Below are 26,240 nucleotides of genomic sequence, written 5' to 3'. Positions count from 1 at the left end.
CTTATCTCTTTCAGTTCCTTTAATTCAGGAGAAGCATTTTCATATCCTCTTGAGCGGCATATTGTCTCAGCGATTAATATTGATATCGCCAAAACGATTGTGGATATGCTTCTAGGATTTAAAATGATTTCCATTAAACCATTCACTTTTCATCACCCCCTTTATCCCGTCTTTGCTTCGCAGATTCTCTCAGAATCCTGCTTGTCCATGGCGTCTCTGGCTTTCAAGATCTCGCAGTTGCTCAGGATGATCCGGAGCGAGATTTCGTCGAGTTGCTTCAATGTCTCTACTGTCGATGCAATCATTTTTTTCTTATCTTCGCTCAATGCTGTAATCGCCTCCTTCTATGTATGAAAATGAATAACCTGCCATCGTCAGAGCCGGGTGGTTGGTCACCGGCTGACGGCCATTTCTGACCGTTTCGGCTATTTTGCAACTGGTAAGGATTGCTTTGGTGTTCATATTGTTCAATCCTGTAATTCCGGAATGTTCTTCTTTTTCCATTCCCGATATTCTTCTTCGAGTCCGGCATCCTGAATAACCCGGAAGACAGAAGCGAACCTTTCTCTCTGCCTTTCCCGTTCTTCGTCCGTGTAATATTTTGACTTTGCCATGTTATAATAGGTTCTGAATTCTTCCTGTGTCCTGAAAAATAAGAGTTCTCTTAATTCCATTGTTTTCCCTTTCTCTGGATTTTTTAACTGACTAACATTGTCTTAAAATTACTTTGCTCGTCCTGTTTGTGACTATTATATGGTACAAACAGACTAAAGTCAAGCACAAATTGTCCTGTTTGTGACATTTTTGCTTTACTTTATTTTTTTCTCATGTTAAAATGCTTTTGAAAGGAGGTAGATCGATTGATACCTGATATTAATAAAAGATTAAGAGAGCTCAGGGAAAAAACAGGGAGAACACAAGAGGAATGGGCTAAAATAATGGGGTTATCCAGATCCGGGGTAACGTCAATTGAATCCGGGCAGCGGAATGTCACAGATAAGCATATAAAATTATTAACAGTCGAACCGATAGATGGAAAATATATAAATGAGAAGTGGCTCCGTACCGGCGAAGGAGAGATGTTCCTTCCAGTTCTGGAAGAAGACGAGATGGCTCTTTATGTATCCGAATTGTTGGAAGACGAGGGAGATAATCCGTTATACACCATCATTAAAGAAGTGATGCATACGTACAGTGAGCTGTCGCCAAAATCGCAGGAAGTTATCCGGGATGCAGCAGCGAAATTATTGGAAAATCTGAAAAACGCGGAAAGGGAAGACTAGTGCCTTCCCTTTTTTCTTTGGTGATTATTGATTAAGGTGTAGATTTTTTTTAAAAATTTTATATCAGAATCATCAATGTTATTAATCAACCTGATGATAGCATTTTTATAGTTATCCATGTGACCTCCCCTTTCCGCAAAAACAGCATCCGAAATCCCTTATCGACATTATAGAACATTTGTTCGTATTTTTCAATAAGGAATATATGAAAAACAACGCTTAGTATAATATTTATAAAAAGTATTACTTATAAATAATATAACACACTTATTTTTCTATATAACTGTAAAGTGTTGTCTGTCCGGTACTGTCGGACGCTTATTATTGTCATTTATAAGGAGAGTCGTAAAGATTAGATATTTTCGTATTGAGACCTTTGGCGATTTTCTCCATTGATCCCATTTTGGGATCAATTTTTCCGGAAGAGATATCAAATAAGGTAGATTTGCTGATCCCGGTTAGGATGGCAGCTTTTCGGTAAGAAATATGATGTTTTTTTAGATATTCGTGAAGTAATATTTTCATAAATGCATTTTTTTGTCCTTTTTTATCTATGATGTACAAATTAGTGCAATTTATGCATTACATTTATATATATCACGACAATATAAGACTACAAAATTTAATACCCCTATAATTCCTTTTGGTGTATAATAAATTCACATCTTATTCTCATTATGTAAAAATTTATTATCAGGAGGAAAGTATGGCAAAAGAAAAAACACCAAAAAAGGGCGGGGCTAAAAGGATTATTGTCATCGTCGTTGCTGTTATTATCGTGTTGGGAATTATCGGTTCGATAGGCGGCAATGATGGGTCTCAGCAAGCGGATAATTCTCAGACGACAGAAGTTGTTTCACAGACACCTGCAACAGAGGCGGATCAGGTATCAGATACACAGGAGACAACGACAGCCGCTGCAACAACGACAGAGAGCGCGGCTACCCTCGGAGAAAGTAACGCTTTGGACTCCGCTATGTCCTATCTCAATTTCATGGCTTTTTCAAAAGAGGGATTGATTCAGCAATTAGAATATGAAGGTTATTCCAACGAAGAAGCGAAGTATGCAGTGAAAAATTGTGGTGCTGACTGGAATGAACAAGCTCTTGAAAAAGCGCAGGATTATCTGGATACTGGTTCATTTTCTTATGAGGGACTGATTGATCAGTTAGAATACGAGAAATTTACAACAAAGCAGGCGACATATGGCGTAGATAATTGCGGAGCCGACTGGAACGAACAGGCTGCTAAGAAGGCCCAGAGTTATCTGGATACTGGTTCGTTTTCTCGTGAACAGTTAATTAATCAGCTGGAATACGAGAAATTTACAACTGAACAAGCTGAATATGGCGTGAGTCAGGTGGGATATTGATAATTGAAGGAAATAATATGATTGGATAAGGTGCAAGGCTCCGGCAATACTCAATTGTTCGGAGTCTTCGTTTTATCATTTTGAACTTTGGAGGGGTTTTATGGGATTATTTAATAAGTTAAAAGGAAAGATAGATATTTTGGTTGAAAAGCTTGATATTCCTCAAACCGAGTCTTCGGATATCTCTACAGAGGGTATGGATACGGATGAACTGCTTGCGCTGGCACAAAAAAGAAGGCAAAATTTCTCAGAGAAATCAAGAAATTTTGATAATGGCGAGAAAGTTCTTCCTAATGAGTTGGATACTGTTGTTGATGGAAATGTGAAAAATGCTCAAAAAAAATTATCTGATGTTGCCATAGAAAGCAAATCCCATGAAAATATAGAGGATGCTTGTTTTGAGTTCCGTGTAAAGACGTTCAGAAATTATAATGGCGAATCAGATGCCGATGAATGTGTTACAGAAATTTCGTATTTAAATGACTTGGATTTCGGCAAGCCAAAAGGCGATTTGGGCTGCTTTCTAAATTATCAAAAATATAAAGTTTGCGGAATAGACGAAGACGGTAAAACGCGTATAAAGATTCGTATAGGTGTAAATGAGGAGCGAGCTATCAAACGTGTTGAAAAAGAAGGATTACACGGGCCTTTTGAAATCGAAATTATAGAACACGATCCGCCAACAGAACGTCAACTGGCATGTTTAGAAAGAAATGGTTTTATTTGTCCTCCTGGACTTACAAAAGACGATGCATCATATATTATTGGCCGGATTATTGATGAAGATTTTGGAGTGCCTTCTCTATGGCTTGTTTCCTTGGCGCAAAGGTTAAATATAGAATTTTCCATTTTTGCAAGTTCGAAAGATTTATATGAAAGTGTTATATATGCTTCTGACATAAGGGACAGAGCAGCATTATATATTTATGCTGTATGCCAAAATTATAATAACCTCCCGTTCCGTAATATGTTTGAAAATCCTAACATCTCTCTTTTTTATAAGTTTGCTGATGCAGTTATCAATGATCCGAAACTCATTCGCTCATTAAAAAAACGTGATGCAGACGATTTTGAAAAGCCGCGTAAAGGAACAGATATCTACAAATCAGCAATGGCCTTTCTTAAGGATAACAGAGTGCTTGATTGATATTATTGGTTATGGTAATATTCAATTGCTTTGATAAGTAATTTGAAGAGCAAACATTATTTAAATATATACTCCGGCGCTCTTTGGACCCGGAGCCTTTTTATATGAATTGGCAGGTGGATAGTATGACAAAACAAAACTATGATGCACTCATTCCCGCCGTTATCTATGCCCGGTATTCCAGCAGTGGACAGCGTGAGGAGAGTATAGAGGGGCAGCTCCGGGAATGTCGGGAGTTTGCCGGTAGGAACGGTCTGACAGTTGTCGGTGAGTATGTAGATAAAGCGCTGACCGGCAGGACAGACAAACGCCCGGATTTCCAGCGGATGCTGCGGGATTCGGAGCGTGGCATTTTTAAAGCGGTAATATGCTGGAAGATGGATCGGTTTGCCCGGAACCGGTACGACTCGGCCATGTACAAATATAAACTGAAAAAGAACGGCGTCCGGATTTTTTACGCAAAGGAATCTATCCCGGACGGCCCGGAAGGAATTATTCTGGAATCTGTGATGGAAGGTTATGCGGAGTATTACAGTGAGAATCTCAGTCAGAATATCCGGCGTGGATATTATGACAGCGCCATGGAGCTGAAAACTCTTGGTCGGAAAGCTCTTGGCCTTCGGACAGGTCCGGATGGCCGTTTTGAAATCGATCCGGCCACCGCTCCGGTCGTCCGTCGGATATTTGAGGAATATGCAGCAGGGGAAAAGGCGAAAGATATATATAATCGTCTCAATGAAGAGGGGTACCGTACAATTAAGGGGAATCCGTTTAATAAAAATAGTATCCGCCGGATCCTGCAGAACGAAAAGTATGTCGGGGTTTACGAGTATAAAGATATTCGTGTGGAAGATGGCATACCGGCCATTGTAACCCGGGAGCTGTTTGATAAATGCCAGGCTATGCTGCAGCGCCATCATCGGGCGCCGGCGGCAAAGAGAGATACGTCGTTCCTTCTTACATCAAAGCTTTTCTGCGGCCATTGCGGGGAGCCGATGACCGGCGACGGCGGCACCGGCAAAAGCGGCAAGGTCTATTATTACTACACATGCAATGGCCGGCGGCAGCATAAATGCAAAAAAGAGCGGGTAGTGAAAGACTGGATTGAGCAGGTTGTGATCGAGCAGCTTGTCACTCTGGTGCATTCAGACGATTTTATCAACGAAGTGGCAGACCGGTGTATGGAATACCAGGAGAAAGAAAAGGATGACAGTGCGCTTCGTGCCCTGGAGACCTGGCAGCGAGAAAATGAAAAGGCAATCAATAATATGCTGGCGGCCATCGAAGCCGGCATCATAACGCCCAGCACGAAGACCAGACTCACAGAACTGGAAGCGGAACGGGCGCAGATCGAGAAAGGCATTGCGCAGCAGCTGATCAGCGAGCCTTCCCTTGACCGGGATCAGGTTGTCTATTTTCTTGAACGTTTCCGGAACGGCGACATCACCGATGAGAGTTACCGGGTCTTTCTCGTCGATACCTTCCTTAATTCAGTATATCTGTATGACAATAATAAATTGATACTGCTATTGAATTATAGCGGTGAGAATAGCAAAGTAACGTTGGAACTGGTTGAATCAGCCATTGACGCAAAACTGAAAAGTTCAGGTTTTGCGCCAATGACTGCACTAGCGAATAAGAATCACAGAGATGTGGTTCTTATTTTTTTTGTTCCGCGGAAATCTCCGTTTTCAGCCAAAATAAGTAGACAAGGCGTTGTGCAGGCAAAGAAGAGCGGCACAACATCCCAGAGCGGAAAGAGTCGCGGATGAAAAAAGAAACGGATCGTTTACGTGGCAAAATGGACGTCAAATTCACAGTGTCGTTATGGGATTACGGTCGAAGGACAGGAAATCCGGTATCCAAAAAGGCGGATTTGTGTTATACTTATGCCTGATTTTGTTTTCCGTACTTTCGTGCGGAGATGATTTGAGGAAATGACAAGAGAAACAACGAGAGAAAACCGGAGGTTTTTCATGAGTGTAATAAATGTGGAACATATTTCCAAGCTGTACGGCGACCGGATGGTTCTTGATGATCTGTCGTGCAGCGTGGATGCGGGCGATAAGATTGGAATCATCGGAGTAAACGGCACGGGCAAATCAACGCTGCTGCGCATGCTGGCAGGAGATGAGGAGCCGGACAGCGGAACGATTATCTTTTCCAGAGGCCTGACTGTGGGATGGCTGCCGCAGAATCCGGATTTTCCGGAGAAAGGCAGTGTGCTTTCTTATGTATGTGAGGATGCAGGAGAAGATTATGCCTTTGAGAGCGAGGCCAAGTCCATGCTCAACGCTCTGGAATTGTATGATCACGGACAGGAGCTTCGGGAGCTTTCCGGCGGTCAGAAGAAGCGGGCGGCTCTCTGCAAGGTGCTGCTGCAGAGCAATGACGTGCTGATCCTGGATGAGCCGACCAACCACCTGGATAACTTTATGGCGGATTGGCTGGAAAAGTATTTATCACGTTACAAAGGCGTGCTGCTGCTGGTAACCCACGACCGGTATTTCCTTGACCGTGTGACTAACCAGATCTGGGAAGTGGATAAGGGAAAGGTTTACAGCTACATGTCCGGCTATTCCGGGTATCTGGAAAGAAAGGCAGAGAAAGAGGAGATGGCCCAGGCCGCCGAGAGAAAACGTCAGAGCATCCTGCGGGTAGAACTTCAGTGGGTGATGCGGGGCGCCAGAGCCAGGAGCACGAAGCAGAAGGCAAGACTGGAAAGGTTCGAGCGTCTGAAAAATATGGATGCTCCTCAGAGTGCCCGTCAGGTAGAGATGGAAGTGGTCGGCACGAGACTTGGTAAAAAGACCATAGAGCTTGAAAATGTGTCCAAAGGGTACGGAGGCAGGCAGCTGTTTTCAGATTTTTCTTACATTTTTCGAAGATATGAACGTATCGGTTTTGTGGGAGTCAACGGCTGCGGTAAATCGACGCTGATGCGTCTGCTGGCAGGAAAAGAAGAGCCGGACACAGGAACGATCGTCTGGGGCGAGACCATTAAAATCGGATACTTTGCCCAGGAGTGCGAGGTCATGGACGAACAGCAGCGGGTCATCGACTATATCCGCGATGCGGCCGAATATATTCAGACGTCCGACGGGCGCATTTCGGCGTCCCGGATGCTGGAGAGATTCCTATTCAGTCCGGATATGCAGTATGCGCCTATCGCCAAGATTTCCGGCGGCGAGAGAAGAAGACTGTATCTTCTCAAGGTGCTTATGGAAGCGCCTAACGTACTGATATTGGATGAGCCGACCAATGATCTTGATATTGCGACGCTGCAGGTGCTGGAAGGATTTCTTGATAATTTTCCGGGAATCGTCATAGTGGTTTCTCACGACCGGTATTTTCTTGACCGGATTTCCGACAGGATCGCATCCTTTGAGTATGGGCAGATTCGTATTTACGAAGGCGGCTATACCGATTACATGGAGAAAAGGAAACAGCGGGAGGACGGAGAAGAAAGCGGATGGAACGGGAATGCGGCGGAAAGCGTAGACAGAGCAGGTTCCGGCGAAAAAGGAACCGGCGGCAGTGCAAAGAAAAAACGTTACCGTGACCCTGCCACCGAAAAACTGCGGTTTACCTTTGCGGAGCAGAAAGAGTTTGACACCATTGATGAAGATATCGAGGCACTGGAAAGCCGGATGGAGACCATTGAGGCGGAAATTGCAAAGAATGCCACCAACTTTGTCAAACTCAATGAATGGGTACAGGAAAAAGAATCTGTTCAGAAGCAGCTGGATGAGAAAATGGAACGCTGGGTTTATCTCAATGACCTGGCGGAGCGGATTGAGGAACAGCGAAAAGGAAGACAATGAAGACGGCGGTCGGAAGAAAATAACAGAAGGAAAAACAGATTCCATAGGAATGACCGCAGGGAGGCAGATTTGATGAGAACAGCATTAATTGCCTGTAAAACGCTGGAGAAAGAGATTTCGCATATCCTCGGGCAGGAGCCCGCAAAGATTGACGTGATTTTGTATGTTCCATCCGGACTTCATAATACCACGTCCCGCCTGCAGGAGGCGGTGAGGGAACAGATGCGGCTGCTGGAAGGAAAAGGTATTGAGAGGCTCCTCCTGTGTTTCGGCCTCTGCGGCAATGTGGTAGAGGGACTTGTAACAGGAGATTACGAGACAGTCATGCCAAAGGCGGACGATTGTATCACTCTGCTGCTTGGATCGGCAGAAAGACGCCGGGAGCTTGATAAGACAAAACGAGGATATTTTCTGACAGAAGGATGGCTGCAGGGAGAAGCAAATCTTCACAAGGAATATAAGGATGCGGTGGAAATGTACGGGCAGGAGATGGCCGATGCGATCTATCGCGAGATATTTCAGGGGTATGAGTACCTGACGCTCATTGATACGGGGCGTCCGGATTACAGAGCATTTGTAGAAAAAGGAAAGAAGATTGCGGAGGATTTCGGGCTGAAACCGCTTTCTGTCAAGGGAGAACAGAGCTGGCTTCGGGATTACCTGCTGCAGGATATAGAAGGTCTGCAGAAACAAGATAAGGTGGTGATTTATCCGCCTCACAGTAAAATGCGTTTTCAGGATTTTATTCCATCGGAGGAGGAAAAGTAGGATACCGCAATGCTCCCGCAGGTGCGGGAGAAAAAAGAGAGGAGAAAGCAAAATGAACCAAGCATTTTATCCGGCAGATATTCTGCTGCCAAAAAACGGAACCGATATGTCCCGGTGGTCTGTGATCGCCTGCGACCAGTTTACCAGCGAGCCGGAATACTGGGAAGAGACGGAAAGGATTGTCGGCGAAGCGCCGTCCACCCTGCGGATGATTCTGCCGGAAGTATATCTGGACGGCCCGCAGGAGAAAGAAAAACTGGAGGAGATTCACCGTTCCATGGACCGGTATCTCTCGGACGATTTGTTTGACAGGTATGAAAATGCGATGATTTATGTGGAGAGAACGGACAGCAGCGGAAAAATGCGCGCCGGCATTATGGGGTGCATTGACCTTGCGCAGTATGACTATCACAAAGGGAGCAATTCTCTTGTGAGAGCCACGGAAGCCACGGTGGAAGAGCGGATCCCGCCCAGAATCCGTGTCCGCCAGAATGCGCCGCTGGAACTGCCGCACATCATGCTTCTCATTGATGATAAGAACCGGACGGTCATAGAACCTTGCGAAATGTATCGGAAAGAGGAAAAGCTCCTCTATGACTTTGATCTGATGCAGGGGGGAGGCCATCTGCGGGGATACCTTCTTGAAGAAAAAGAGCAGAGAAGGATTTTGGAGGCTCTTGACGCCCTGGCAGCAGGGCAGATGACGGAAACACCCGGTCAGGCGATCAGCGGTGCAGCAGACTGTGCTGCGTCAGAAGCGTCTGAACGGCAGCATAACCTGTCGGCTCTGGTCTTTGCTGTGGGTGACGGCAATCATTCACTGGCGTCGGCCAAAGCATTTTATGAGCAGCTGAAGGAGGCGTATCCGGAAAAAGATTTTTCACAGCATCCAGCCAGATATGCGCTGGCGGAGATCGTCAACCTCCACAGTCCGGCGCTGGAGTTTGAGGCCATTCACCGAATTGTCAGTCAGGCCGATGTAGACAGTATGATGGCGGAGATGACAGAGAAACTGGGACTTGTTTTTGAAGAAGAAAATGTATCGGAACATCTGCAGAAAATGGAGATCGTCCGGGATGGCGTTCGTCACAGTGCGATCATCACGAAGACTTCTTCCAAGTTGACGGTGGGAAGTCTGCAGAATTTTCTGGATAGTTACCAGAAAGAACATCCGATCAGTATGGATTACATTCATGGGGCGGATACAGTGCTTGCTCTTTCGAAAGAGGAAGGAAGTATCGGATTTTTCCTGCCGGATATGAAGAAAGAGGAACTTTTTCCATCAGTGAAGGATGACGGGGCACTGCCGAGAAAAACCTTTTCCATGGGACATGCGCAGGATAAGAGGTATTATACTGAGTGCCGGAAGATCCGCTGACCGGCGTATCCTGACCGGAAGGAGACGTCTTCTAAGGAATACCGGAGATATTTGCCGGAAAAATCAAAGAGCCCTGCGGAACAGGGCTCATAATAAGCAATTCTATTTATCTTTTGTATGAAGCGTAAGGTGCTTTGGAAGTCCTCCGGCATAATATGGAAGAATGTTGCCGAGAATCAGCGGGCGGGCGTATTCCAGATACTTTTCGCTGACATAAGTGCCGTCGTTGATGATCCAGTCGCGCGGGACTTTTCGCTCCACATTTGCGATTTCATGAATGTCATATTTATTGTAGGTAACAAGGTACGGTTCCCGGCTGGTGACCTGAATAGTAATCATCATGCCGGTGTGCCCTTCCATTGCCGCCTGACAGGCGACAAATCCCACGGCGGCGGCTTCATCCACATCCACGCGGGATGCCATGTGGGTGGCACAGCGCTGCAGAGTGGAGAATTCAATTGGACGGGACTTTAAACCGGTGGCTTCCGTAATCTTGTTGGTCAGGAAAGAAGCGCAGCCGGAAAGCTGTTTGTGTCCGAACGCGTCCACATAGTCCGACATGTTTCCAAGTTCACAGACAAAACGGCCGTCGGCTAGGCGAACGCCCTCAGAAACAGCGATGACCACGGAGCGTTTCGTCTCAGCCAGATGTTTCACTTTTTCCATAAAACTGTCCAGATCGAATGGAACCTCCGGCAGATAGATCAGATCCGGTCCTTCGCAGTCACTGTCTCTGGAAAGTGCGGAGGCGGCTGTCAGCCAGCCGGCATGGCGTCCCATGATCTCAACAACGCAGACGGTCGGTTTGGATGCTCCGAAGCTGGCGTTGTCCCGGATGATCTCTTTCATGGATGTGGCGATATATTTGGCGGCGGAACCATAACCCGGGGTATGATCTGTAAGAGGCAGATCATTGTCGATAGTTTTAGGAACGCCCATGAATTTCTGAGGCTTATCTTTTTTGGCGGCATAATCAGACAGCATCTTAATAGTATCCATGGAGTCGTTTCCGCCAATATAAAGAAAATATTCGATATTGTACTTTTCCATGATCTCGAACATTCTGTCATAGACATCTTCGTTGCCCTCGATCGGCGGAAGCTTATAACGGCAGGAACCGAGAAAAGCGGAAGGCGTCCTTTTTAACAAAGATAAATCAGCGTGACAGGTGATATACTCATCCAGATCAATGATATCTTCTTTCAGAAAGCCTTCGATGCCATAGTGCATGCCGTAAACCTTGCCTGCTCCATATTTTTTAGCAGCCTGGATAACCCCTGCCAGGCTGGAATTGATGACAGCCGTCGGTCCTCCGGACTGGCCGACCAATACATTTCCTTTCATAATAAATGTACCTCCTCCTTGTGTAAAAAAATGCACAATTTTTTTCAATCATTATAACAGTTATACAGTAAATACGCAATTATTTTGTTGTTTTTGTTCGAAAAAACGAAATTATGAAGAATTTTCAGCCTTTTAACATCAGGAATATTATGATAAAATAAGACAGATGCGAAAGAAGAGGGATGCTTATGCCAACAACATACACACATTATACTTACGGACAGGAGATCATTCGGATGCTTAGTCCGAAATTGCAGAAAAAGATACTTCCATATATTAATTATTATAATATCGGCGTACATGGACCGGATATTTTATTCTATTACCGTTCTTTTTCCAAAAATGAAGTGAATCAGTACGGCGTAAAAGTTCATGACGAGCCGATGCGATGCTTTCTGGAACATGCATTTACCGTGTTTAAAAAACAGCGCCGGAAAAATGCGGCTTTTGCTTATCTGGCGGGATTTATGACACATTATATCCTGGACAGCACATGTCACCCTTATATCCGGCAGAGGATGGCCGAGACGGGCATCAGCCATGCGGAGATGGAGACGGACTGGGATTATCTTATGATGAAGAGGGATTACAGGAACCCTCTGCATTATAAGGTGGCAAGACACATCCGGACCGGCCTTGCCTATTCGTCTGTGATCGGGCCGTATTACGGGATTCCCGCCCGAAAGATCAGCACAGGACTCTGGTATATGAAGCTGATCCTGAATCACTTTTTCCACTCTCATTTTGGAGTGAAACGGGCGGCAACTGCTTTTATCAATGAGAATTTTCTGCCACGGCTCAGTTTCCAGCATTATTTCCGGAAGAAAAAGATGAATCCTCAGAACAGAGATACCTGCCGGCATCTATACCGGCTTTATAAAGACAGCAGAGCAGAATGTGCGCAGATGATTGAAGAGATGTATCTTGCGCTTCAGAAAGACGACCGTTCCTTCTGCAGAAAAGGGAGATTTGAGCGGCTGTTTTCCTGAGAGCGAATGAAACTACGGGAAACAAAAGAGGAGGAGATGAAAAATGTCAGACTATACGATGGATAAAAACATGCGCAGACGGGCAGGCTTTTTTGTAGCGGCAGTATTCTGTCTTTGCCTGCTTTTACCCGCCAGAGGAGACGCAAAGGTGCGCGCGCCGAAAATGCAGTGCCATGCCTATGCGGTGATGGACGCCGGTTCCGGTGAGATTCTTTTCGGACAGGATGAAAACAAAATGATCTATCCTGCCAGCACAGCGAAGCTGATGACGGCCATTGTCTGCATAGAGAATGGCAATGTCAATAAAAAGATCAAAACTAAATCAGAAATAATTAACGGAACCACATACGGCACTTATTGCCTGGGTCTGCCGTCAGGGGTAAAATTCACTTTTAAAGATTTGCTGAGTATGTGCCTTGTCGCTTCTGCCGCCGATGCGACGGATTCCCTGGCGGCCGGTGTGTTTGGTTCCAAAGAGGCCTGTGTGGAGGCCATGAACGCAAAATGTGCGGAGATGGGACTCACCCAGACCAGCTTTGACAATCCGGTTGGTTCTGATATCGGTGCAGGCTTTGACAAAACCTATTCCACGGCAGCGGAGATGGCGGAAATATGCCGGTATGCCATGACGATTCCGGAGATTCGTTCCGCTGTGGCTAAATCCCACTATGATACCAGCAACGGACTGGTCAGCTGCAACACGACCAACTGGTTTTTGAGAGGAATGGCCAGCTATGATGAGGACGAGTACACGATCATCGGTTCCAAATCCGGTACGACCAATGCGGCGGGAGACGTTTTCATTGCCACGGCTGTGGATGACGAAGGGCATGAGGTTATCTGCGCATATTTTGGAAATGTGAGCAAAGAGAGTACATTTTCTTCCATACGAAAGCTCCTGGATTACACATTTAAAAAATATGAGAACGGGAAACTGCAGCTTACTTCCGGAAACTACGACGTGAGATGCTCCGACGATCTGAGAGATGTATATGACGAATACGCGGATCTGGGATGTTATCCGTCTGCAAAAGACGGACTGTTTCATCCGCAGAGAGCGGTGACCAGAACAGAACTGGCAAAGATGCTCCGGGGAGTGAACGACCTTGCGGATAATGCGGTTCTTGATGTGTTTGAGAAGGGCAACAGCAGGGGAAATGTGACGGTGAGCCGTCTGGCTTCTCTGGTACAGGAACTTTTCCCGGAATATCTGACTGAGGAAGAGGTGCAGGAAGCATTGAACGGCTGTTCAGGAATTGAGGAGCTGTCCGAAGAAGAAAAAGAAGCCTATGCCCTTTTCTTAAAAAATGGTTTGTCTTCTGACGATTCCTGCCGCAATGCAAAACAGATTCTGACCAGAAAGCAGGCGCTGCTCATTGCGGATAAGATTTCTGACTATCAGGTACGCTACTATGCGTCTCATCCGGAATTTCTGACAGGGGACATGCAGTTGTCTGCTTCGGAAGAAGGAGCGCAGGTAACATATCCGGAATTGTCTCACGGAAACATGAACGCCCTGGCGGGATTTAATAAAAAATGGATGGAATATCTGACTAATCAGATTATCCGGACAGCAGAGGAAGGAGCCTGAATATTATGGGAAGAAAGTTATATAAATCAGAAACAGACAGAAAGATTCTCGGCGTGTGCGGCGGAATCGCCGATTATTTCGGCATTGATTCCACCATCGTCCGCCTGATTGTCGTTTTCATCACTCTCTGGGGATTCGTTCCTGGAATCCTCATCTATATCATCGCGGCCTTCGTGATGCCGGATGAGCCGGTGCGGTAGAGGCAGGATGACATAATAATTACATTTTGCAATGAATAAAATAAAACCGTCACAAACGGAGATATCCATGCCATTGACATGCAGTAGATGGAGCTCCTTGTTTGTGGCGGTTTTTGCTGTAACGCTTTAATTTATTCTCATTGGCGGTACTGCGATTACTGAATTATCCGACTGTATACCACGGCTCCTGTCTTGTATCGCACAGCGGGCGCAGCAGCCGGTTACGGAGCGCTTCCAGAGGCTCTTCCGTGAAGGATTTGGCCTGGGCCGGACAGATGCGGATGCAGGCGCCGCAGCGGACGCAGACATCATTGTTGATATCCCGCGGATTGCTGTCGCTGATAGCTTTCATCGGACAGACGCCGGCGCAGAGCATACAGTAGATGCAGTATTCGTTAGTCTCCACGTTGAACGGGAACTGAGTCATCGGCGGCTTCTCATAAGGATAGCTTCCCGGAATATCAAGCTTCTTCATGTCGTAGATCACGGCAAGGCGCAGGCGTTCTTTGATCTTATCGCCAAATTCTTTCACTACAGCCATATCCTTCTCGTCCGGACGGCCGTGCGCCAGATCGCTCAGATAAGTGTGCTGACAGACAAAAGAAGCGGCTGCCACAGGAACAAATCCCTTACTGCCAAGTTCTTTATAAAGTTCCATCAGCGCGTCATTGACAGCCCTGTTGCCGTAAGTCGCCACCAGCACCACCGGAGTGCTGATGCCGCGGAACCGGCTTAAACACTCGCTCACCGGAGTCGGGATCCGTCCGCCGTAAACCGGCACGCCGATGATCAGCAGCTGATTTTCCGTAAACCGGAAATGATTCTGGCGCATATCATAATCAGTAAGGTTAATATTTTCTACCGGATAGTCGTTAAAAGACTCACCAATACCGGTGACCACCTTTTTGGTGGTGTCCCCCGGGCTGAAATAAGCGCAGTATACTTTTGATATCTTCACAATAAATCCTCCCATCGTTTTGATTTGTAAATGTACATTTTATTGGCACAATTTCTTATATTATAAAACGATTAGCGGAGAGATTCAATGTTTTTCATGATTTATCGGGGGAAAGGAATGTCATCTGTGTTATGTAAATTTTCCTGCTTCTTATCACCTCGACAAATCCCCATTTTTAGTATTGCCTGAATTAAAAAAAGAAGTTATAATGGAAAATAACATGTGAAAGTGGGGTAAATGTACAGTGGAGCTTCTTCTGGAACAAATCAGTCAGATTACCCATGGTGTGGTTTTGAACCGTATAAAGCCTAAGGTGCAGAGTGAAGGAATCGAATATCCTATTTTATCCATCAGCCAGCTTTTGGATGAGGAGAATGGTATTACGGATTATGAGGTTCCTTCTGTTTTTGTGGACAAAAAAAAGGTGGGCAATCTGAATCTGGCCAGGGAACATAGTATTGTTATCGGACTTACCTCTTTTCACCGGGCGGCGGTGCTGGAAAAACAGCATGAGGGAAAGATCATTCCGTCCAATTTTGTGTCCATTGAGTTTCATAATGGAATCATGGACCCTTATTATTTTGCCTGGTATTTTAATGAACATCCGGAGATTAAGCTGCAGAGAGCCATCGCCATCCAGGGCAATTCCTCTGTGAAGGTGCTGTCCATCCATATGATCCGGCAGCTTATGATTGAATGTCCGGACCTTGCCACACAGATGTCCATCGGCAAGCTGTATTATTATCAGAAGAGAAAGAGGCTGCTGCTCATGGAGAGAATGAAACTGGAGAAGTCTGTGCTCTCCGAAGAGATGATGCAGTATCTGAAGAAACTTTGAGAAGGTGAGAGGAATGGATGAGAAACAACTGCATTATGAATTCATGTCAATTCCCGGAGAGAGTCATCCGGGGCTGACCTTCGAGGAGTACAGGGACGCCTGTGTTTTTCTTTTATTTTATCATTACCTGTGTCTGCGATATGACCAAAAACTGGAGGATTGCTATAAACTTGAAGCTATGGTTCGTATGGCGGTCCGGGGCAAACTGCAGCTTCCGTCTTTTCTTCGGTTTATTGAAGCGGTTTCCCCGTTTCTTCATCTTGCCAGCGGTCGTTTTCAGCTGACGGACTTTTCTTTTTACAGGAACCTGACAAGAATGCAGTCCACGGAAAAACAGAAGAGTTACGCGAGGTTTGTGCGGAAGCTGATCAAAAAAATGAATCTCTGGGACAATGACGCTCTTTTGCTGGAGAAATATCCGGCTTTTTTTGAAGATTTGTTAAAAGAATTTGCCGGTATGAAAAAGGAGACGATCATCTCAGATGAGGCGCTGCGGCTGTACCGTCTGTTTTTTTCCAGGAGTGTTGCCTCCGTGCGGCGTATTTTTGTGCCTGATTTTGAGTATGGACTTTTATATCGGTGTATGTCAGATCATTCGGCGGGACTGGATATTTCCGGCTATGACAGTCATGAGGGTTACCGGGAGATTCTCCGGATTCTTGGGTATATGAGCGGTGTTCCAAAGGACTCTCTCCATATTTATGACTGGAAAGAATGGAAGAGGGAAAGTGTTTCTGCGGAAAAGTTTGATGCCGTCGGCATTTATATGCCGGAAGGAGCCGGAGCCGGGAGCATCATGGCCGAAAATGAAGATTCCCGTAAGCTCATGGATGCCATCGGTAATATCTCAAAGGGAGAGCTGCCATTTCTTTTATCTGCTTTTTCTATGTTGAAGGAAGACGGCGTTTTGGCGGCCATCCTGCCGGGAGCGCTCCTCTATCGGGAAGGCCGGGAGTCTCAGCTTCGGCGTTTTCTGGTGAAGGAACAGAACGGACTCGATATGGTGATGCTGCTGCCGGATCATATCCTGCCGGTGGCGGGACAGAAGGAAGTGTTCTTACTGCTTCAGAAGAATCGTTCCCGGAAGGATGTCATGTTTTTTGATTGCTCTGAGACGGAGTGCTTTGGGAAGGAACAGCTTCATACGATAGAGATTGCCTGGAAAGAACGAAAGACTATTCCGGGTTTTTGCAGCCGTGTGGAGCAGCCGGATCTGGAAAAGAACGATTACAATCTGAATCTGCCCCGATATATTGTGAAAAAAGTGAAACTGGCAAAGATAGATATTGAAGCAAAGAAAAAGAGGATTGAAGAGATAGACAGGGAGCTGGAAGAGATAGAAAAAAGGATTGCCATGTACAAAAGAGATCTGGAGTTATAACCGGCGAGGCGGATGACGGCAGATATCCTGGACAGGGCAGAGAGAATGGAGAATATATTTTATGAAAAAATGGAAATTAGGAGCATTGTTTCTGACAGCAGTTCTGCTTTTGGCAGGATGCGCAAAAGCGGAGGAACAAGAGACAGCGCCGGAACCGGAACGGCCGGACTATTATGTGGGTGTCGAAGAAAATAATGCGCCGTATTATTCGGCAGATGAAAATGGAAATGCATCGGGATATTATGTGGATTTGATGAATACACTGTCTGAACGCGCCGGGATTACTTATGAGTTTCGGACTGTCAGCGCTTCGGAATACGCTGCCAAAGTGCAGTCATCTTCCGGCGAAGATGCTTCAGGAATATCATGTGATCTGTTTTTGGGGACACTGGAACCGGAAGTGGGGGACACATCCACCTACGCGCAGTCTGAACCGGTTTATGAGACGGGACTCTGCGTTCTGGCGGCAAAAGGTCAGGGCCTCCGGAAAACCAGCCATCTGCGCGGTGTGACCATCGCCGCCCGGGCAGAGACAGAAGAAGCGGTTTTTTCCGATTATCTTGCTGCCCGGTATGATGCGGAAACTATCGTATTCCAGAAAGAGGCCGATGTACTTGCCGACGTATCGCAGGGATATTCAGGAGCTATGGTCCTGGACGAAGGAAATGCGTCGCTGGCGCTGCAGCAGGACGCCGGACTTAAGCTTCTCACCACCAGCGGAAAATATTTCAGTGTACACTGTTTTACCGCCGCGGCAGATCAGGGTATCCCGGAAGCATTTGCCAGCGCCCTGGAAGAACTGAGCGCAGACGGGACGCTGACGGCTCTTCAGCAGCAGAATGGACTGAATGTACAGTAACTATATAAGGCCGTGGGCCTTACAATAATGGTAGATGCCGTCTTCGGCCACGTCGCCGCAGATGTCATCTGCCATTTCTTTTACGTCTTCCGTGGCATTGCCCATGGCGATTCCTGTGCCCACGGTAGCGAGCATTTCAATATCGTTGGTGCCGTCGCCGAAAGCGATGGCGTTTTCTTTATTCAGATGAAAATATTCCAGAACCTTTTCCACACCTACGCCCTTGCTGCCGTCGGCGGGAATCACATCCACAGCTCTCGGCCACCAGGAGGTGATCTTGGCTCCGGTCACTCCCTCTAATAACTGCCCGTATTCTTCTTCACGGCTGCCAAGCATCAGCTGATATACTGTATCGCCCATAAGAATATCAAAATCATCGGCTACTTCTACAATCTGCTTTGAAATGGCATAATAATCAATCAGATCCTGATCTCTGCCGTTGGCGGCGCTGCGTTTTGCCGTGGCCACAGAGACCGGGCGGCCGAGCTCGGACGCATTTTGGATAATACGTTTTACATCATCGGAAGGAATTGGATTGCTGAAGATTATTTCTTTGCCGGTAAAGCAGTAAGAAGCGTTAAAGGCCAGGAAAGCGTCAAATTCCACGCCGTCAAAATGTGGAATACGGTCAGGCGCCCGGCCTGTGGCAATACAGATTTTGATGCCGTTCTTCTTCAGAGCGATCAGAGTGTCCAGCATGCGCCGGGAAACTACTTTTGTACCTATATCAATCAATGTACCGTCAATATCAAAAAAAGCAATCTTTATATCTTTTTTTGCGTCTGTTTTTGTATTATGTACCTTTGTGCAATCTAAAGACATTTTTTTCTCCTGTCATCCTAATGTGTGTTGTTTCAATGAGTGATGCCGCGGAAATATGCCGCTGTCACAGCGAGCCTTTTCCGAGGTTCATTATAGCATGATTTTGTCAGAAAGCCAGAAAAAGATTCTCTGTGATAAAAATCATGAAACCGGCTATCCTATTTTTGATAACAGTATTGCGGCGGAGGATCGTCTGCCGGGAAGGCAAACGTCCGGTGATATCCGGATTGCCGGATCGCATGATAACCGGGTGGTATCGTCCGCCAGAAGGAGGAAAAATGGATAACGGGAATAACAGAGAAAATCAGGATAGCAGACTCATTGAGTTCGGCGAGGAATTGCTGGCAGGCCACGGAAGCGGTCACCGCATTCTGTTTTTGTCAGTGATCGGCGAAATAGAAGGTCATGAACTGGCGGGAGAACGTACCAAGACAACGAAATATGAACATCTCCTTCCGCTGCTGGCAAAGGCGCAGGATAACAGCGGTATCGACGGCGTGCTGCTGTTGATCAACACAATGGGCGGTGATTGTTCCTGCGGTCTTGCGGCGGCGGAAATGATAGCATCCATCGAAAAACCGGTTGTTTCTTTGATCATAGGTGACAGTCACTCGATTGGCGTGCCGCTTTCTGTGGCGTCAGATTATACGATTATCGCTCCTACGGCGACCATGCTCATTCATCCGGTCCGTTTAAGCGGAACAGTCATTGGCGCGCCGCAGACATTTGAATATTTCAAGCTGATTCAGGACAGGATTCTTAATTTTACCGCAGGGCATTCCCGGGCAAAAAAAGAAGAGCTGGAGGAAATGATGATGAGAAAAGGAGTTATGGCAAAAGATCTGGGTACTATTCTGGTGGGAGAGGAGGCGGTGAAAGCAGGACTTGCCGATCAGGTGGGAGGTATTTCAGAGGCGCTTGCCTGGCTGCATGGCAGAATTTTTGAAGAAAAAGGGAAATAAAAACTGTTATTTTCATAAAAAACGCGACTTTTTTTCTCCTGCCATTTATGGTATTATCTATGATAAGATGACGGAAATATGTAAAAATCCTCATATGGCGAACCGTAGCATATGGGGATAACAGTAATGAGCAAAAGGGAGTTAAAAAATGGCGAATCAAAATAATGCAAAAAAAAATAACGGTAGTGCTTCCGGCGGCAGAAAACGGGCCGGGACTTCTGCTGCTGCAAAAACTTCCTCTTTGAAAACCCGGAGTACCGGAAGGACATCCGGAAAGAAGTCTTCCGGGAGGTCTTCACGCAAAACAAAGATTTCGCAGGGAATACCTATGAAAAATGAGATACAGCTGGTGGCTTCCTTCGGCATTATGCTGATTATGATGCTCAGCAACTTTGGCTTATGCGGCGTGGTGGGCGTGTGGCTCAGCAGTTTTTTCTTTGGAATCTTTGGCTGTGTGCAATATGTGATGCCAGTGGCTTTTTTCCTTATGGTGACAGTGCTGCTGGCCAATGACTACAGTCTGCTCGCTATGAAAAAATGCGGCGCCGGTTTTGTGGTGCTGACAATGGTTTCTGCTTACGCCCAGCTGATCTGCCGGCAGGATGTCCGGGAGTTCTATGATTTATTTACCGTGGCGGCCACAGACCGCGGAGCGGGAGGTATTCTTGGCGGCGGTATCAGCCTGCTGCTGCAAAGCTGGTTTGGGACGCCGGGAGCAATCGTGATTATTTCCTGTATCCTCTTGCTGGCCCTGATTCTGCTGACCCAGCGATCTTTCGTAGGATTTTTCCGCCAGGGGATCGCACGGATCCGAAAAGCATGGAAAGAAGCGGAAGAAAAGCGGAGACAGGCTGCCAGAGAGCGGGCGACCGCACAGGATAAGCTTCGGGAGAAGCAGTGTGAAGAAAAAATAAAAGAGATGGAAGAAAAGAAGGCGGAGAAGGAGGCTGCATCAAAGGATGGAGAAGAACTGCAGTCTCAGACCGACGGCAGACGCGCGTCAGGCAATGCCCGCCGTGCGGCAGCGAAAAAGAGAAAACAGCCGGATATCAGAATCCATATTCCGCTCTTCACCCCGGAAGATGAAGTGAAGAAAAAAGATTCTCTGAAAGAGCTGCATCCGGAAATCTATCCATTTACTGAAGAAGACGGGAAGACAGATGCATTCAACGGCAGTCTGGACTTCTCTTCTCTCTCATTAAACGAGGAAACAGCCCGGGAGCTGTTTTCTGATGAACCGGCAGGAGAAAAGCAGGATATTTTTACAGCAGGTTTTTCTGAGACGAGTCCTGTGGAGTCAGAGGAAATGACAGGTTCGGCAGCGCCGGTGAGAGAAGAATGTCAAACTGTGGTGCATGATATGGACGAGCAGGTTCAGGGAACTGTATCAGAAAATAAAATACAGAAAGCTCCGGAAGCTTTGGAAGAGGAAACGATACAGGAAGCTCCGAAAGCTGCGGCAGGAAATGCAGGGAAGAATGCTCAGGCTGGTTCTTTGGTTTCCGGACCTGCCGACAGCACTTCCGATGCCGGAGCAACGAGCGCTCAGCCTGCATCCGCTCCTTCCAATCCGCCTCTTCGCCGGCAGGCAAAGAAAGAGGAGTACATTTTCCCGCCTGTGAATCTTCTGGTGACAGAAAAACAGAAGCTCCCGGCAGATTATGACAGGACGTTGAAAGAGACGGCCATGAAGCTGCAGAGCACGCTGGAGAGCTTTGGCGTCCGGGTGACCATCACCGATATCAGCTGCGGACCGACCGTGACCCGCTATGAGATGTTTCCGGAGCAGGGAACGAAGGTCAGCAAGATTCTGTCGCTGACGGATGATATCAAGCTGAATCTGGCGGCTTCGGATATTCGTATTGAAGCGCCGATTCCGGGCAAGGCGGCCATCGGTATTGAGGTGCCGAACAAACAGAACATGACTGTACATTTCCGGGAACTCATTGATAACCGGGTGTTTAAAAACTTTAAGTCCAGGCTGGCTTTTGCCGTGGGAAAGGATATTGGCGGCAAGATCGTGGTGGCGGATCTGGCGAAAATGCCGCATCTGCTCATCGCCGGAGCGACCGGTTCCGGTAAGTCCGTCTGCATCAACACGCTTATCATGAGTATCCTTTATAAAGCGAGACCGACGGAGGTCAAATTGATCATGATCGATCCGAAGATGGTGGAGCTCAGTACATATAACGGGATTCCTCATCTGCTCATTCCTGTGGTCACAGACCCTAAGAAAGCATCAGGAGCACTCAACTGGGCGGTGGCGGAGATGACCGACAGGTACAAGAAGTTTACGGAGACAGGAGTCCGCAATATCGAAGGCTATAACAAGAAGGTTGACGAGCTGATCGCTTCCGGTCAGGTGGATGAGGAGAAAATGAACCGTATGCCGCAGATCGTCATCATCATTGACGAGCTGGCAGACCTTATGATGGTGGCTCCGGGCGAGGTGGAGGACGCCATCGTGCGGCTGTCTCAGCTGGCCCGTGCGGCGGGTATTCATCTGGTCATCGCCACGCAGCGTCCGTCGGTCAATGTCATCACGGGACTGATCAAGGCAAATGTACCGTCCAGGATTGCGTTTTCTGTGTCTTCCGGTGTGGACAGCCGGACTATCATCGACATGAACGGAGCGGAGAAGCTCCTCGGAAAAGGAGATATGCTCTTCTATCCATCCGGATACCAGAAGCCGGTGCGCGTGCAGGGCGCGTTTGTTTCTGATGCGGAAGTCAGTCAGGTGGTGGAATTCCTGAAGGAAAATGAGGACGTGGCTGTTTATGATACGGAAGTATCGGAAAAAATAGAAAATAAGATCAAAAACGGCAGTATTTCCAGCGAGAGAGATGAATATTTTGAGGCGGCGGCACGTTTTATCATGGAAAAAGATAAGGCGACCATCGGTATGCTGCAGAGGATGTTCAAGATCGGTTTTAACCGGGCGGCGCGGATCATCGATCAGCTGGCTGACGCCGGTATCGTGGGTCCGGAGGAGGGTACCAAGCCCCGCAAGATCCTCATGAGTCCGGAACAGCTGGACGCCTTTTTTGAGGAGAACTTATAGGAAAAATGCCGGAACATGGATGAGAAATGTACCGGGGATCCCGGGAGAACTTACAGGAAATTCCTTTACGAATGAGGAAAAGTGTTGTATCATAAAATATCTTGCCTGTGAAAATACGGCAAATGAAAGATAGAAAGAGTGAAGAAAATGGCAATGAGAATTGACGGAAAAAAGATTTCCGCGGACATCAAAGACGAGCTGAAGGAGCAGGTCGCCGGACTGAAGGAGAAGGGTATCTCCGTCTGTCTGGCGGTGATTCAGGTGGGAAATGACCCGGCCTCCACAGTTTATGTGGGCAATAAAAAGAAAGCCTGCGCCTATATCGGCATAGAGTCGAGAGCCTATGAGCTTCCGGAAGAGACTACGGAGGAAGAACTGCTCGATTTGATCGATCAGTTGAATAAGGATGACAGCGTCAACGGTATTCTGGTACAGCTGCCGATACCGGATCATATGGATGAAAAAAAGGTTATCGAGGCTATCTCTCCGAAGAAGGATGTGGACGGTTTCCATCCTCAGAGTGTGGGAGCGCTTTCCATCGGAGAACCGGGATTTGTATCCTGTACGCCGGCGGGCATTATCCAGCTTTTAAAACGTTCCGGCATTGAGATTGAGGGAAAGGAATGTGTCGTTGTGGGACGGAGCAATATCGTTGGCAAACCGATGGCTATGCTTCTTCTCAGAGAAAACGGAACAGTGACTATCTGTCATTCCCGCACCCGGAATCTGAAGGAAGTGTGCCGGAGAGCGGATATTTTGGTGGCCGCCATTGGAAAACCGAAGTTTTTTGATGCGTCTTATGTGAAGGACGGCGCGGTAGTCATTGATGTGGGTATTCACAGAAATGAAAATAATAAGCTTTGCGGAGATGTGGATTATGACAGCGTAATTGATAAGGTCAGCGCGATCACCCCGGTGCCGGGCGGCGTAGGCCCGATGACCATCGCCATGCTGATGCACAACTGCGTGGAAGCGGCATTGAGGATGAATGAGTAGATGAAAAACGTATTATTTATTTCCCTGGGCTGTGACAAGAACCTGGTGGACAGCGAGAAGATGCTGGGACTGTTGTCGGAGAGAGGGTATACCATCGTGGAGGATGAGGCGGAAGCAGACGCCATCGTCATTAATACCTGCTGCTTCATACACGACGCCAAGGAGGAAAGCATTGAGACTATTCTGGAGATGGCTTCCTGGAAAGAGAAGGGAAGACTTCAGGCGCTGGTCATCACAGGATGTCTGGCTCAGAGATACAAAGATGAGATCGCCGCGGAGCTTCCGGAAGTGGACGCGGTCATCGGAACAAGCGGATACACGGAGATCGTGCCGGTGCTTGATAAGCTGCTTAAGGTGTCCGGCACAGAAGAGGCACAGACTGACGGAGAATGTCCCCTTGTGTATTGTCCGTCCATTGACCTTCTGCCTCCGTCGCTGCCGGACAAACGTATGGTGACAACGGGAGCTTATACCGCATACCTTAAGATTGCGGAAGGCTGCAACAAAAGATGCACCTACTGCGTTATTCCTTATATCCGGGGCAGATACCGGAGTTTTCCTGTGGAAGATCTGCTGAAAGAAGCTGAAAGACTGGTGGTAGGAGGAGCAAGGGAGTTGATCCTCATAGCTCAGGAGACTACAGTATATGGCGTCGATCTTTATGGCAGGAAGATGCTACCTGAACTGCTAAGAAAGCTCTGCAGGCTCGAGGGCCTTGACTGGATACGGATTCTCTATTGCTATCCGGAGGAGATCACCGATGAACTGATTCAGGTGATGAAGGAAGAAAAGAAGGTTTGTCATTATCTGGATATTCCGATCCAGCACAGCGAGGACGCCATCTTAAAGCGGATGGGTCGGAGGACAAACCGGGCGGAACTGACCGCTCTTATTGAGAAGCTTCGGAAAGAAATTCCGGACATCATACTGCGCACGACGCTGATCACCGGATTCCCGGGCGAGACGGAAGAAGATTTTGCACAGATGGCTGCATTTGTGGAAGAAATGCAGTTTGACCGTCTGGGCGTGTTTACTTATTCGCCGGAGGAGGGAACGAAGGCAGCCGTCATGGAAGACCAGATTGACGAGGAGGTCAAGGAAGCACGCCGTGACCACATCATGGAACTGCAGCAGGATATCAGCGCTGCGGCGGCTTCTGCCATGGTGGGCAGAGAAATGTCCGTTTTGATAGAGGGATATTTATACGAAGAAGATATTTATGTGGGAAGGACCTATATGGATGCGCCGAAGGTGGACGGAAATGTATTTGTCCGTTCTGAGGAGGAGATGATTTCCGGAGATATCGTGCCGGTGCGCATTACGGGTGCAAGCGAATATGATTTGATGGGAGATGTTATTTATGAAGATGAATTTACCGAATAAGCTGACGATACTCAGAATGATTCTGGTTCCGTTTTTTGTATTTTTCATGCTGGTGGATCCCTCCATTGTGCCATATGAATATGCAAAATGGATCGCGCTGGTGTTGTTTTGTGTGGCGAGCATCACGGATTTTCTGGACGGTCAGATCGCCAGAAAGAATAATCTCGTGACAAATTTCGGAAAGTTTATGGATCCTTTGGCAGATAAAATACTGACCTGTTCTGCGTTTATCTGTCTTATTGTAACACGGCCGGAAAGTATGCCGGCATGGATTGTCATCATTATTATTGCCAGAGAGTTCGTCATCAGCGGTTTCCGCCTGGTGGCCAGCGATAAGGGAGTCGTTATTGCGGCCAGCTACTGGGGTAAGTTCAAAACGAACTTTCAGATGTTTGCCATCATTCTGCTGATCGCTGATTTTGGCGGCCCGGTGGTATTTGTCATTGAGCAGATTCTCGTCTATATTGCTCTGATTCTGACTATTGTATCTCTGGTGGACTACCTGGCTAAAAATATTGATGTCCTGAAAGAGGGAGGAGAGGAATAGTTATGAGCTCAGGCCGAAGAATCGTCGAGATACCGGTGGAAAAAAAGATAGAACGTATTTTAAAGAACAGAAAGCTCACTGTCACCACGGCAGAATCCTGTACAGGAGGACTGATCGCAGGAACGCTGGTCAACGCCGCAGGCATCTCGGAAGTGTATAAAGAAGGCTATATTACCTATTCCAACGAGGCGAAGGTGAAACTGCTCGGGGTGAAAGAAGAAACTCTTCGTCAGTACGGCGCGGTATCGCGGCAAACCGCCATTGAGATGGCGGAAGGAGCGGCAAAAGCAGCGGGAGCGGATGCCGCGATCGCAGTGACCGGTATTGCCGGACCAGACGGCGGTACAGAAGAAAAACCGGTGGGGCTTGTCTACATCGGCTGCACCGTAGAAGGAAAAACTATCGTGAAAAGGTGTTTTTACGGAGGAGACCGGACGGCGATCCGTCAGGCTGCCGCAAAGGAAGCGCTGGATATTCTGTACTGTCAGATTCTGTCATCAGAATAAGACAGGCAGTCAAACAATATATGGAGAAAAC

The 26,240-nt window shown here is 47.2% G+C and carries 26 protein-coding genes and 1 other RNA gene; 20 read left to right on the top strand and 7 right to left on the bottom strand.

The genetic code is table 11. The features are described from left to right. Positions 1-161: 161 nt before the first annotated feature. The 3 genes from B5F87_RS20910 to B5F87_RS03970 all read right to left on the bottom strand — a co-directional run bounded on the left by B5F87_RS20910 (position 162) and on the right by B5F87_RS03970 (position 674). Positions 162-326, bottom strand: coding sequence for a hypothetical protein (locus B5F87_RS20910; RefSeq protein ID WP_158096946.1), 165 nt, complete (start codon positions 324-326; stop codon positions 162-164). A 33-nt stretch (positions 327-359) separates the two neighbouring features. Then, an RNA gene (locus tag B5F87_RS03975) (hammerhead ribozyme type II) lies at positions 360-427 on the bottom strand. A 40-nt stretch (positions 428-467) separates the two neighbouring features. Continuing rightward, on the bottom strand, positions 468-674 hold the full coding sequence (locus tag B5F87_RS03970) for a hypothetical protein (RefSeq protein WP_087277096.1): 207 nt from the start codon (positions 672-674) through the stop codon (positions 468-470). Positions 675-860: 186 nt separating this feature from the next. Between B5F87_RS03970 and B5F87_RS03965 the strand changes: the two genes are divergently transcribed. Next, positions 861-1,283 (top strand): helix-turn-helix transcriptional regulator, encoded by a 423-nt coding sequence (locus B5F87_RS03965; protein ID WP_242964246.1) that lies wholly within the window; start codon positions 861-863, stop codon positions 1,281-1,283. Positions 1,284-1,610: 327 nt separating this feature from the next. On the opposite strand, the gene B5F87_RS03960 is transcribed toward B5F87_RS03965, so the two are convergent. After that, positions 1,611-1,808: a helix-turn-helix transcriptional regulator gene (locus B5F87_RS03960; RefSeq protein WP_087277093.1), complete on the bottom strand. Its 198-nt coding sequence runs from the start codon at positions 1,806-1,808 to the stop codon at positions 1,611-1,613. Between the two features lie 181 nt (positions 1,809-1,989). On the opposite strand from B5F87_RS03960, the gene B5F87_RS21350 reads away from it, so the two are divergent. From B5F87_RS21350 to B5F87_RS03930, 6 genes are all read left to right on the top strand, one after another. Then, the gene (locus tag B5F87_RS21350; protein ID WP_087277089.1) at positions 1,990-2,655 is read left to right on the top strand and encodes an Ltp family lipoprotein; all 666 of its coding nucleotides are present in this window, start codon (positions 1,990-1,992) and stop codon (positions 2,653-2,655) included. 100 nt (positions 2,656-2,755) lie between these two features. Then, positions 2,756-3,802, top strand: a complete 1,047-nt coding sequence (locus B5F87_RS03950) for a hypothetical protein (protein ID WP_087277085.1) — start codon at positions 2,756-2,758, stop codon at positions 3,800-3,802. Between the two features lie 125 nt (positions 3,803-3,927). Next, the gene (locus tag B5F87_RS03945) at positions 3,928-5,574 is read left to right on the top strand and encodes a recombinase family protein (RefSeq protein ID WP_158096945.1); all 1,647 of its coding nucleotides are present in this window, start codon (positions 3,928-3,930) and stop codon (positions 5,572-5,574) included. Positions 5,575-5,778: 204 nt separating this feature from the next. Beyond that, a complete protein-coding gene (locus tag B5F87_RS03940) occupies positions 5,779-7,626 on the top strand; it encodes an ABC-F family ATP-binding cassette domain-containing protein (RefSeq protein ID WP_087277079.1) in 1,848 nt (615 codons plus the stop codon). 72 nt (positions 7,627-7,698) lie between these two features. Beyond that, the gene (locus tag B5F87_RS03935) at positions 7,699-8,394 is read left to right on the top strand and encodes a DUF1638 domain-containing protein (RefSeq protein WP_087277076.1); all 696 of its coding nucleotides are present in this window, start codon (positions 7,699-7,701) and stop codon (positions 8,392-8,394) included. A gap of 52 nt (positions 8,395-8,446) precedes the next feature. Then, the gene (locus B5F87_RS03930) at positions 8,447-9,772 is read left to right on the top strand and encodes a DUF1015 domain-containing protein (RefSeq protein WP_087277073.1); all 1,326 of its coding nucleotides are present in this window, start codon (positions 8,447-8,449) and stop codon (positions 9,770-9,772) included. Positions 9,773-9,874: 102 nt separating this feature from the next. Here B5F87_RS03930 and B5F87_RS03925 read toward each other — a convergent pair whose 3' ends face one another. Next, positions 9,875-11,116: a 6-phosphofructokinase gene (locus B5F87_RS03925; RefSeq protein ID WP_087277070.1), complete on the bottom strand. Its 1,242-nt coding sequence runs from the start codon at positions 11,114-11,116 to the stop codon at positions 9,875-9,877. 188 nt (positions 11,117-11,304) lie between these two features. Between B5F87_RS03925 and B5F87_RS03920 the strand changes: the two genes are divergently transcribed. Genes B5F87_RS03920 through B5F87_RS03910 form a run of 3 tightly spaced genes read left to right on the top strand, consistent with a single transcriptional unit; the run spans position 11,305 to position 13,896 of the window. After that, positions 11,305-12,105 carry a zinc dependent phospholipase C family protein gene (locus B5F87_RS03920; protein WP_158096944.1) on the top strand — a complete coding sequence of 267 codons (801 nt, stop codon included), beginning with the start codon at positions 11,305-11,307 and terminating at the stop codon, positions 12,103-12,105. 43 nt (positions 12,106-12,148) lie between these two features. Continuing rightward, positions 12,149-13,696: a serine hydrolase gene (locus B5F87_RS03915; RefSeq protein ID WP_087277064.1), complete on the top strand. Its 1,548-nt coding sequence runs from the start codon at positions 12,149-12,151 to the stop codon at positions 13,694-13,696. 5 nt (positions 13,697-13,701) lie between these two features. Then, complete coding sequence (locus B5F87_RS03910; protein WP_087277061.1) at positions 13,702-13,896, top strand: PspC domain-containing protein; 195 nt, start codon at positions 13,702-13,704, stop codon at positions 13,894-13,896. Positions 13,897-14,059: 163 nt separating this feature from the next. Here B5F87_RS03910 and B5F87_RS03905 read toward each other — a convergent pair whose 3' ends face one another. Beyond that, positions 14,060-14,854 carry an EFR1 family ferrodoxin gene (locus B5F87_RS03905; protein WP_158096943.1) on the bottom strand — a complete coding sequence of 265 codons (795 nt, stop codon included), beginning with the start codon at positions 14,852-14,854 and terminating at the stop codon, positions 14,060-14,062. 244 nt (positions 14,855-15,098) lie between these two features. Between B5F87_RS03905 and B5F87_RS03900 the strand changes: the two genes are divergently transcribed. The 3 genes from B5F87_RS03900 (at position 15,099) to B5F87_RS03890 (ending at position 17,932) form a co-directional block, all read left to right on the top strand. Continuing rightward, on the top strand, positions 15,099-15,692 hold the full coding sequence (locus tag B5F87_RS03900) for a hypothetical protein (RefSeq protein ID WP_087277056.1): 594 nt from the start codon (positions 15,099-15,101) through the stop codon (positions 15,690-15,692). Between the two features lie 13 nt (positions 15,693-15,705). Beyond that, complete coding sequence (locus tag B5F87_RS03895; protein WP_087277053.1) at positions 15,706-17,073, top strand: N-6 DNA methylase; 1,368 nt, start codon at positions 15,706-15,708, stop codon at positions 17,071-17,073. Between the two features lie 61 nt (positions 17,074-17,134). After that, positions 17,135-17,932 (top strand): transporter substrate-binding domain-containing protein, encoded by a 798-nt coding sequence (locus tag B5F87_RS03890; protein WP_087277050.1) that lies wholly within the window; start codon positions 17,135-17,137, stop codon positions 17,930-17,932. On the opposite strand, the gene B5F87_RS03885 is transcribed toward B5F87_RS03890, so the two are convergent. After that, entirely contained in the window at positions 17,933-18,754 is an 822-nt protein-coding gene (locus B5F87_RS03885; RefSeq protein ID WP_087277047.1) for a Cof-type HAD-IIB family hydrolase, read from the bottom strand. A gap of 97 nt (positions 18,755-18,851) precedes the next feature. On the opposite strand from B5F87_RS03885, the gene B5F87_RS21115 reads away from it, so the two are divergent. From B5F87_RS21115 to B5F87_RS03855, 7 genes are all read left to right on the top strand, one after another. After that, positions 18,852-19,040 carry a hypothetical protein gene (locus tag B5F87_RS21115; protein ID WP_162609369.1) on the top strand — a complete coding sequence of 63 codons (189 nt, stop codon included), beginning with the start codon at positions 18,852-18,854 and terminating at the stop codon, positions 19,038-19,040. Beyond that, positions 19,033-19,716, top strand: a complete 684-nt coding sequence (locus tag B5F87_RS03880; protein WP_171900512.1) for an ATP-dependent Clp protease proteolytic subunit — start codon at positions 19,033-19,035, stop codon at positions 19,714-19,716. Before B5F87_RS21115 ends, B5F87_RS03880 begins: the two co-directional genes overlap by 8 nt. 328 nt (positions 19,717-20,044) lie before the next feature. After that, on the top strand, positions 20,045-22,777 hold the full coding sequence (locus B5F87_RS03875) for a DNA translocase FtsK (RefSeq protein WP_242964243.1): 2,733 nt from the start codon (positions 20,045-20,047) through the stop codon (positions 22,775-22,777). A gap of 147 nt (positions 22,778-22,924) precedes the next feature. Next, the gene (folD, locus tag B5F87_RS03870; protein ID WP_087277038.1) at positions 22,925-23,773 is read left to right on the top strand and encodes a bifunctional methylenetetrahydrofolate dehydrogenase/methenyltetrahydrofolate cyclohydrolase FolD; all 849 of its coding nucleotides are present in this window, start codon (positions 22,925-22,927) and stop codon (positions 23,771-23,773) included. After that, positions 23,774-25,156 (top strand): 30S ribosomal protein S12 methylthiotransferase RimO, encoded by a 1,383-nt coding sequence (rimO, locus tag B5F87_RS03865; protein ID WP_087277035.1) that lies wholly within the window; start codon positions 23,774-23,776, stop codon positions 25,154-25,156. Next, on the top strand, positions 25,140-25,703 hold the full coding sequence (gene pgsA, locus B5F87_RS03860; protein WP_087277339.1) for a CDP-diacylglycerol--glycerol-3-phosphate 3-phosphatidyltransferase: 564 nt from the start codon (positions 25,140-25,142) through the stop codon (positions 25,701-25,703). The genes rimO and pgsA overlap by 17 nt, the downstream gene beginning before the upstream one ends. Positions 25,704-25,705: 2 nt before the next feature. Continuing rightward, on the top strand, positions 25,706-26,209 hold the full coding sequence (locus B5F87_RS03855) for a CinA family protein (protein WP_087277032.1): 504 nt from the start codon (positions 25,706-25,708) through the stop codon (positions 26,207-26,209). Positions 26,210-26,240 lie beyond the last annotated feature (31 nt).

Origin of the sequence: Eubacterium sp. An3, assembly GCF_002159465.1 — a bacterium.
Classification (GTDB): Bacteria; Bacillota; Clostridia; order Lachnospirales; family Lachnospiraceae; genus Anaerobutyricum; species Anaerobutyricum stercoris.
Note: the sequence above shows the minus strand (reverse complement) of the source record. Positions and strands in the feature narration are given on the sequence as shown.

Coding starts and splice junctions, on each gene's coding strand:
- B5F87_RS03925 (WP_087277070.1), bottom strand. CDS start 11,116: ATGAAAGGAAATGTATTGGTCGGCCAGTCCGGAGGACCGACGGCTGTC.
- B5F87_RS03950 (WP_087277085.1), top strand. CDS start 2,756: ATGGGATTATTTAATAAGTTAAAAGGAAAGATAGATATTTTGGTTGAA.
- B5F87_RS03880 (WP_171900512.1), top strand. CDS start 19,033: ATGGATAACGGGAATAACAGAGAAAATCAGGATAGCAGACTCATTGAG.
- B5F87_RS21350 (WP_087277089.1), top strand. CDS start 1,990: ATGGCAAAAGAAAAAACACCAAAAAAGGGCGGGGCTAAAAGGATTATT.
- B5F87_RS03895 (WP_087277053.1), top strand. CDS start 15,706: ATGGATGAGAAACAACTGCATTATGAATTCATGTCAATTCCCGGAGAG.
- B5F87_RS03930 (WP_087277073.1), top strand. CDS start 8,447: ATGAACCAAGCATTTTATCCGGCAGATATTCTGCTGCCAAAAAACGGA.
- pgsA (WP_087277339.1), top strand. CDS start 25,140: ATGAATTTACCGAATAAGCTGACGATACTCAGAATGATTCTGGTTCCG.
- B5F87_RS03970 (WP_087277096.1), bottom strand. CDS start 674: ATGGAATTAAGAGAACTCTTATTTTTCAGGACACAGGAAGAATTCAGA.
- B5F87_RS03875 (WP_242964243.1), top strand. CDS start 20,045: ATGAAAAATGAGATACAGCTGGTGGCTTCCTTCGGCATTATGCTGATT.
- B5F87_RS21115 (WP_162609369.1), top strand. CDS start 18,852: ATGATTTTGTCAGAAAGCCAGAAAAAGATTCTCTGTGATAAAAATCAT.
- B5F87_RS03910 (WP_087277061.1), top strand. CDS start 13,702: ATGGGAAGAAAGTTATATAAATCAGAAACAGACAGAAAGATTCTCGGC.
- B5F87_RS03915 (WP_087277064.1), top strand. CDS start 12,149: ATGTCAGACTATACGATGGATAAAAACATGCGCAGACGGGCAGGCTTT.
- folD (WP_087277038.1), top strand. CDS start 22,925: ATGGCAATGAGAATTGACGGAAAAAAGATTTCCGCGGACATCAAAGAC.
- B5F87_RS03960 (WP_087277093.1), bottom strand. CDS start 1,808: ATGAAAATATTACTTCACGAATATCTAAAAAAACATCATATTTCTTAC.
- B5F87_RS03885 (WP_087277047.1), bottom strand. CDS start 18,754: ATGTCTTTAGATTGCACAAAGGTACATAATACAAAAACAGACGCAAAA.
- B5F87_RS03920 (WP_158096944.1), top strand. CDS start 11,305: ATGCCAACAACATACACACATTATACTTACGGACAGGAGATCATTCGG.
- B5F87_RS03945 (WP_158096945.1), top strand. CDS start 3,928: ATGACAAAACAAAACTATGATGCACTCATTCCCGCCGTTATCTATGCC.
- rimO (WP_087277035.1), top strand. CDS start 23,774: ATGAAAAACGTATTATTTATTTCCCTGGGCTGTGACAAGAACCTGGTG.
- B5F87_RS03935 (WP_087277076.1), top strand. CDS start 7,699: ATGAGAACAGCATTAATTGCCTGTAAAACGCTGGAGAAAGAGATTTCG.
- B5F87_RS03855 (WP_087277032.1), top strand. CDS start 25,706: ATGAGCTCAGGCCGAAGAATCGTCGAGATACCGGTGGAAAAAAAGATA.
- B5F87_RS03890 (WP_087277050.1), top strand. CDS start 17,135: ATGAAAAAATGGAAATTAGGAGCATTGTTTCTGACAGCAGTTCTGCTT.
- B5F87_RS03940 (WP_087277079.1), top strand. CDS start 5,779: ATGAGTGTAATAAATGTGGAACATATTTCCAAGCTGTACGGCGACCGG.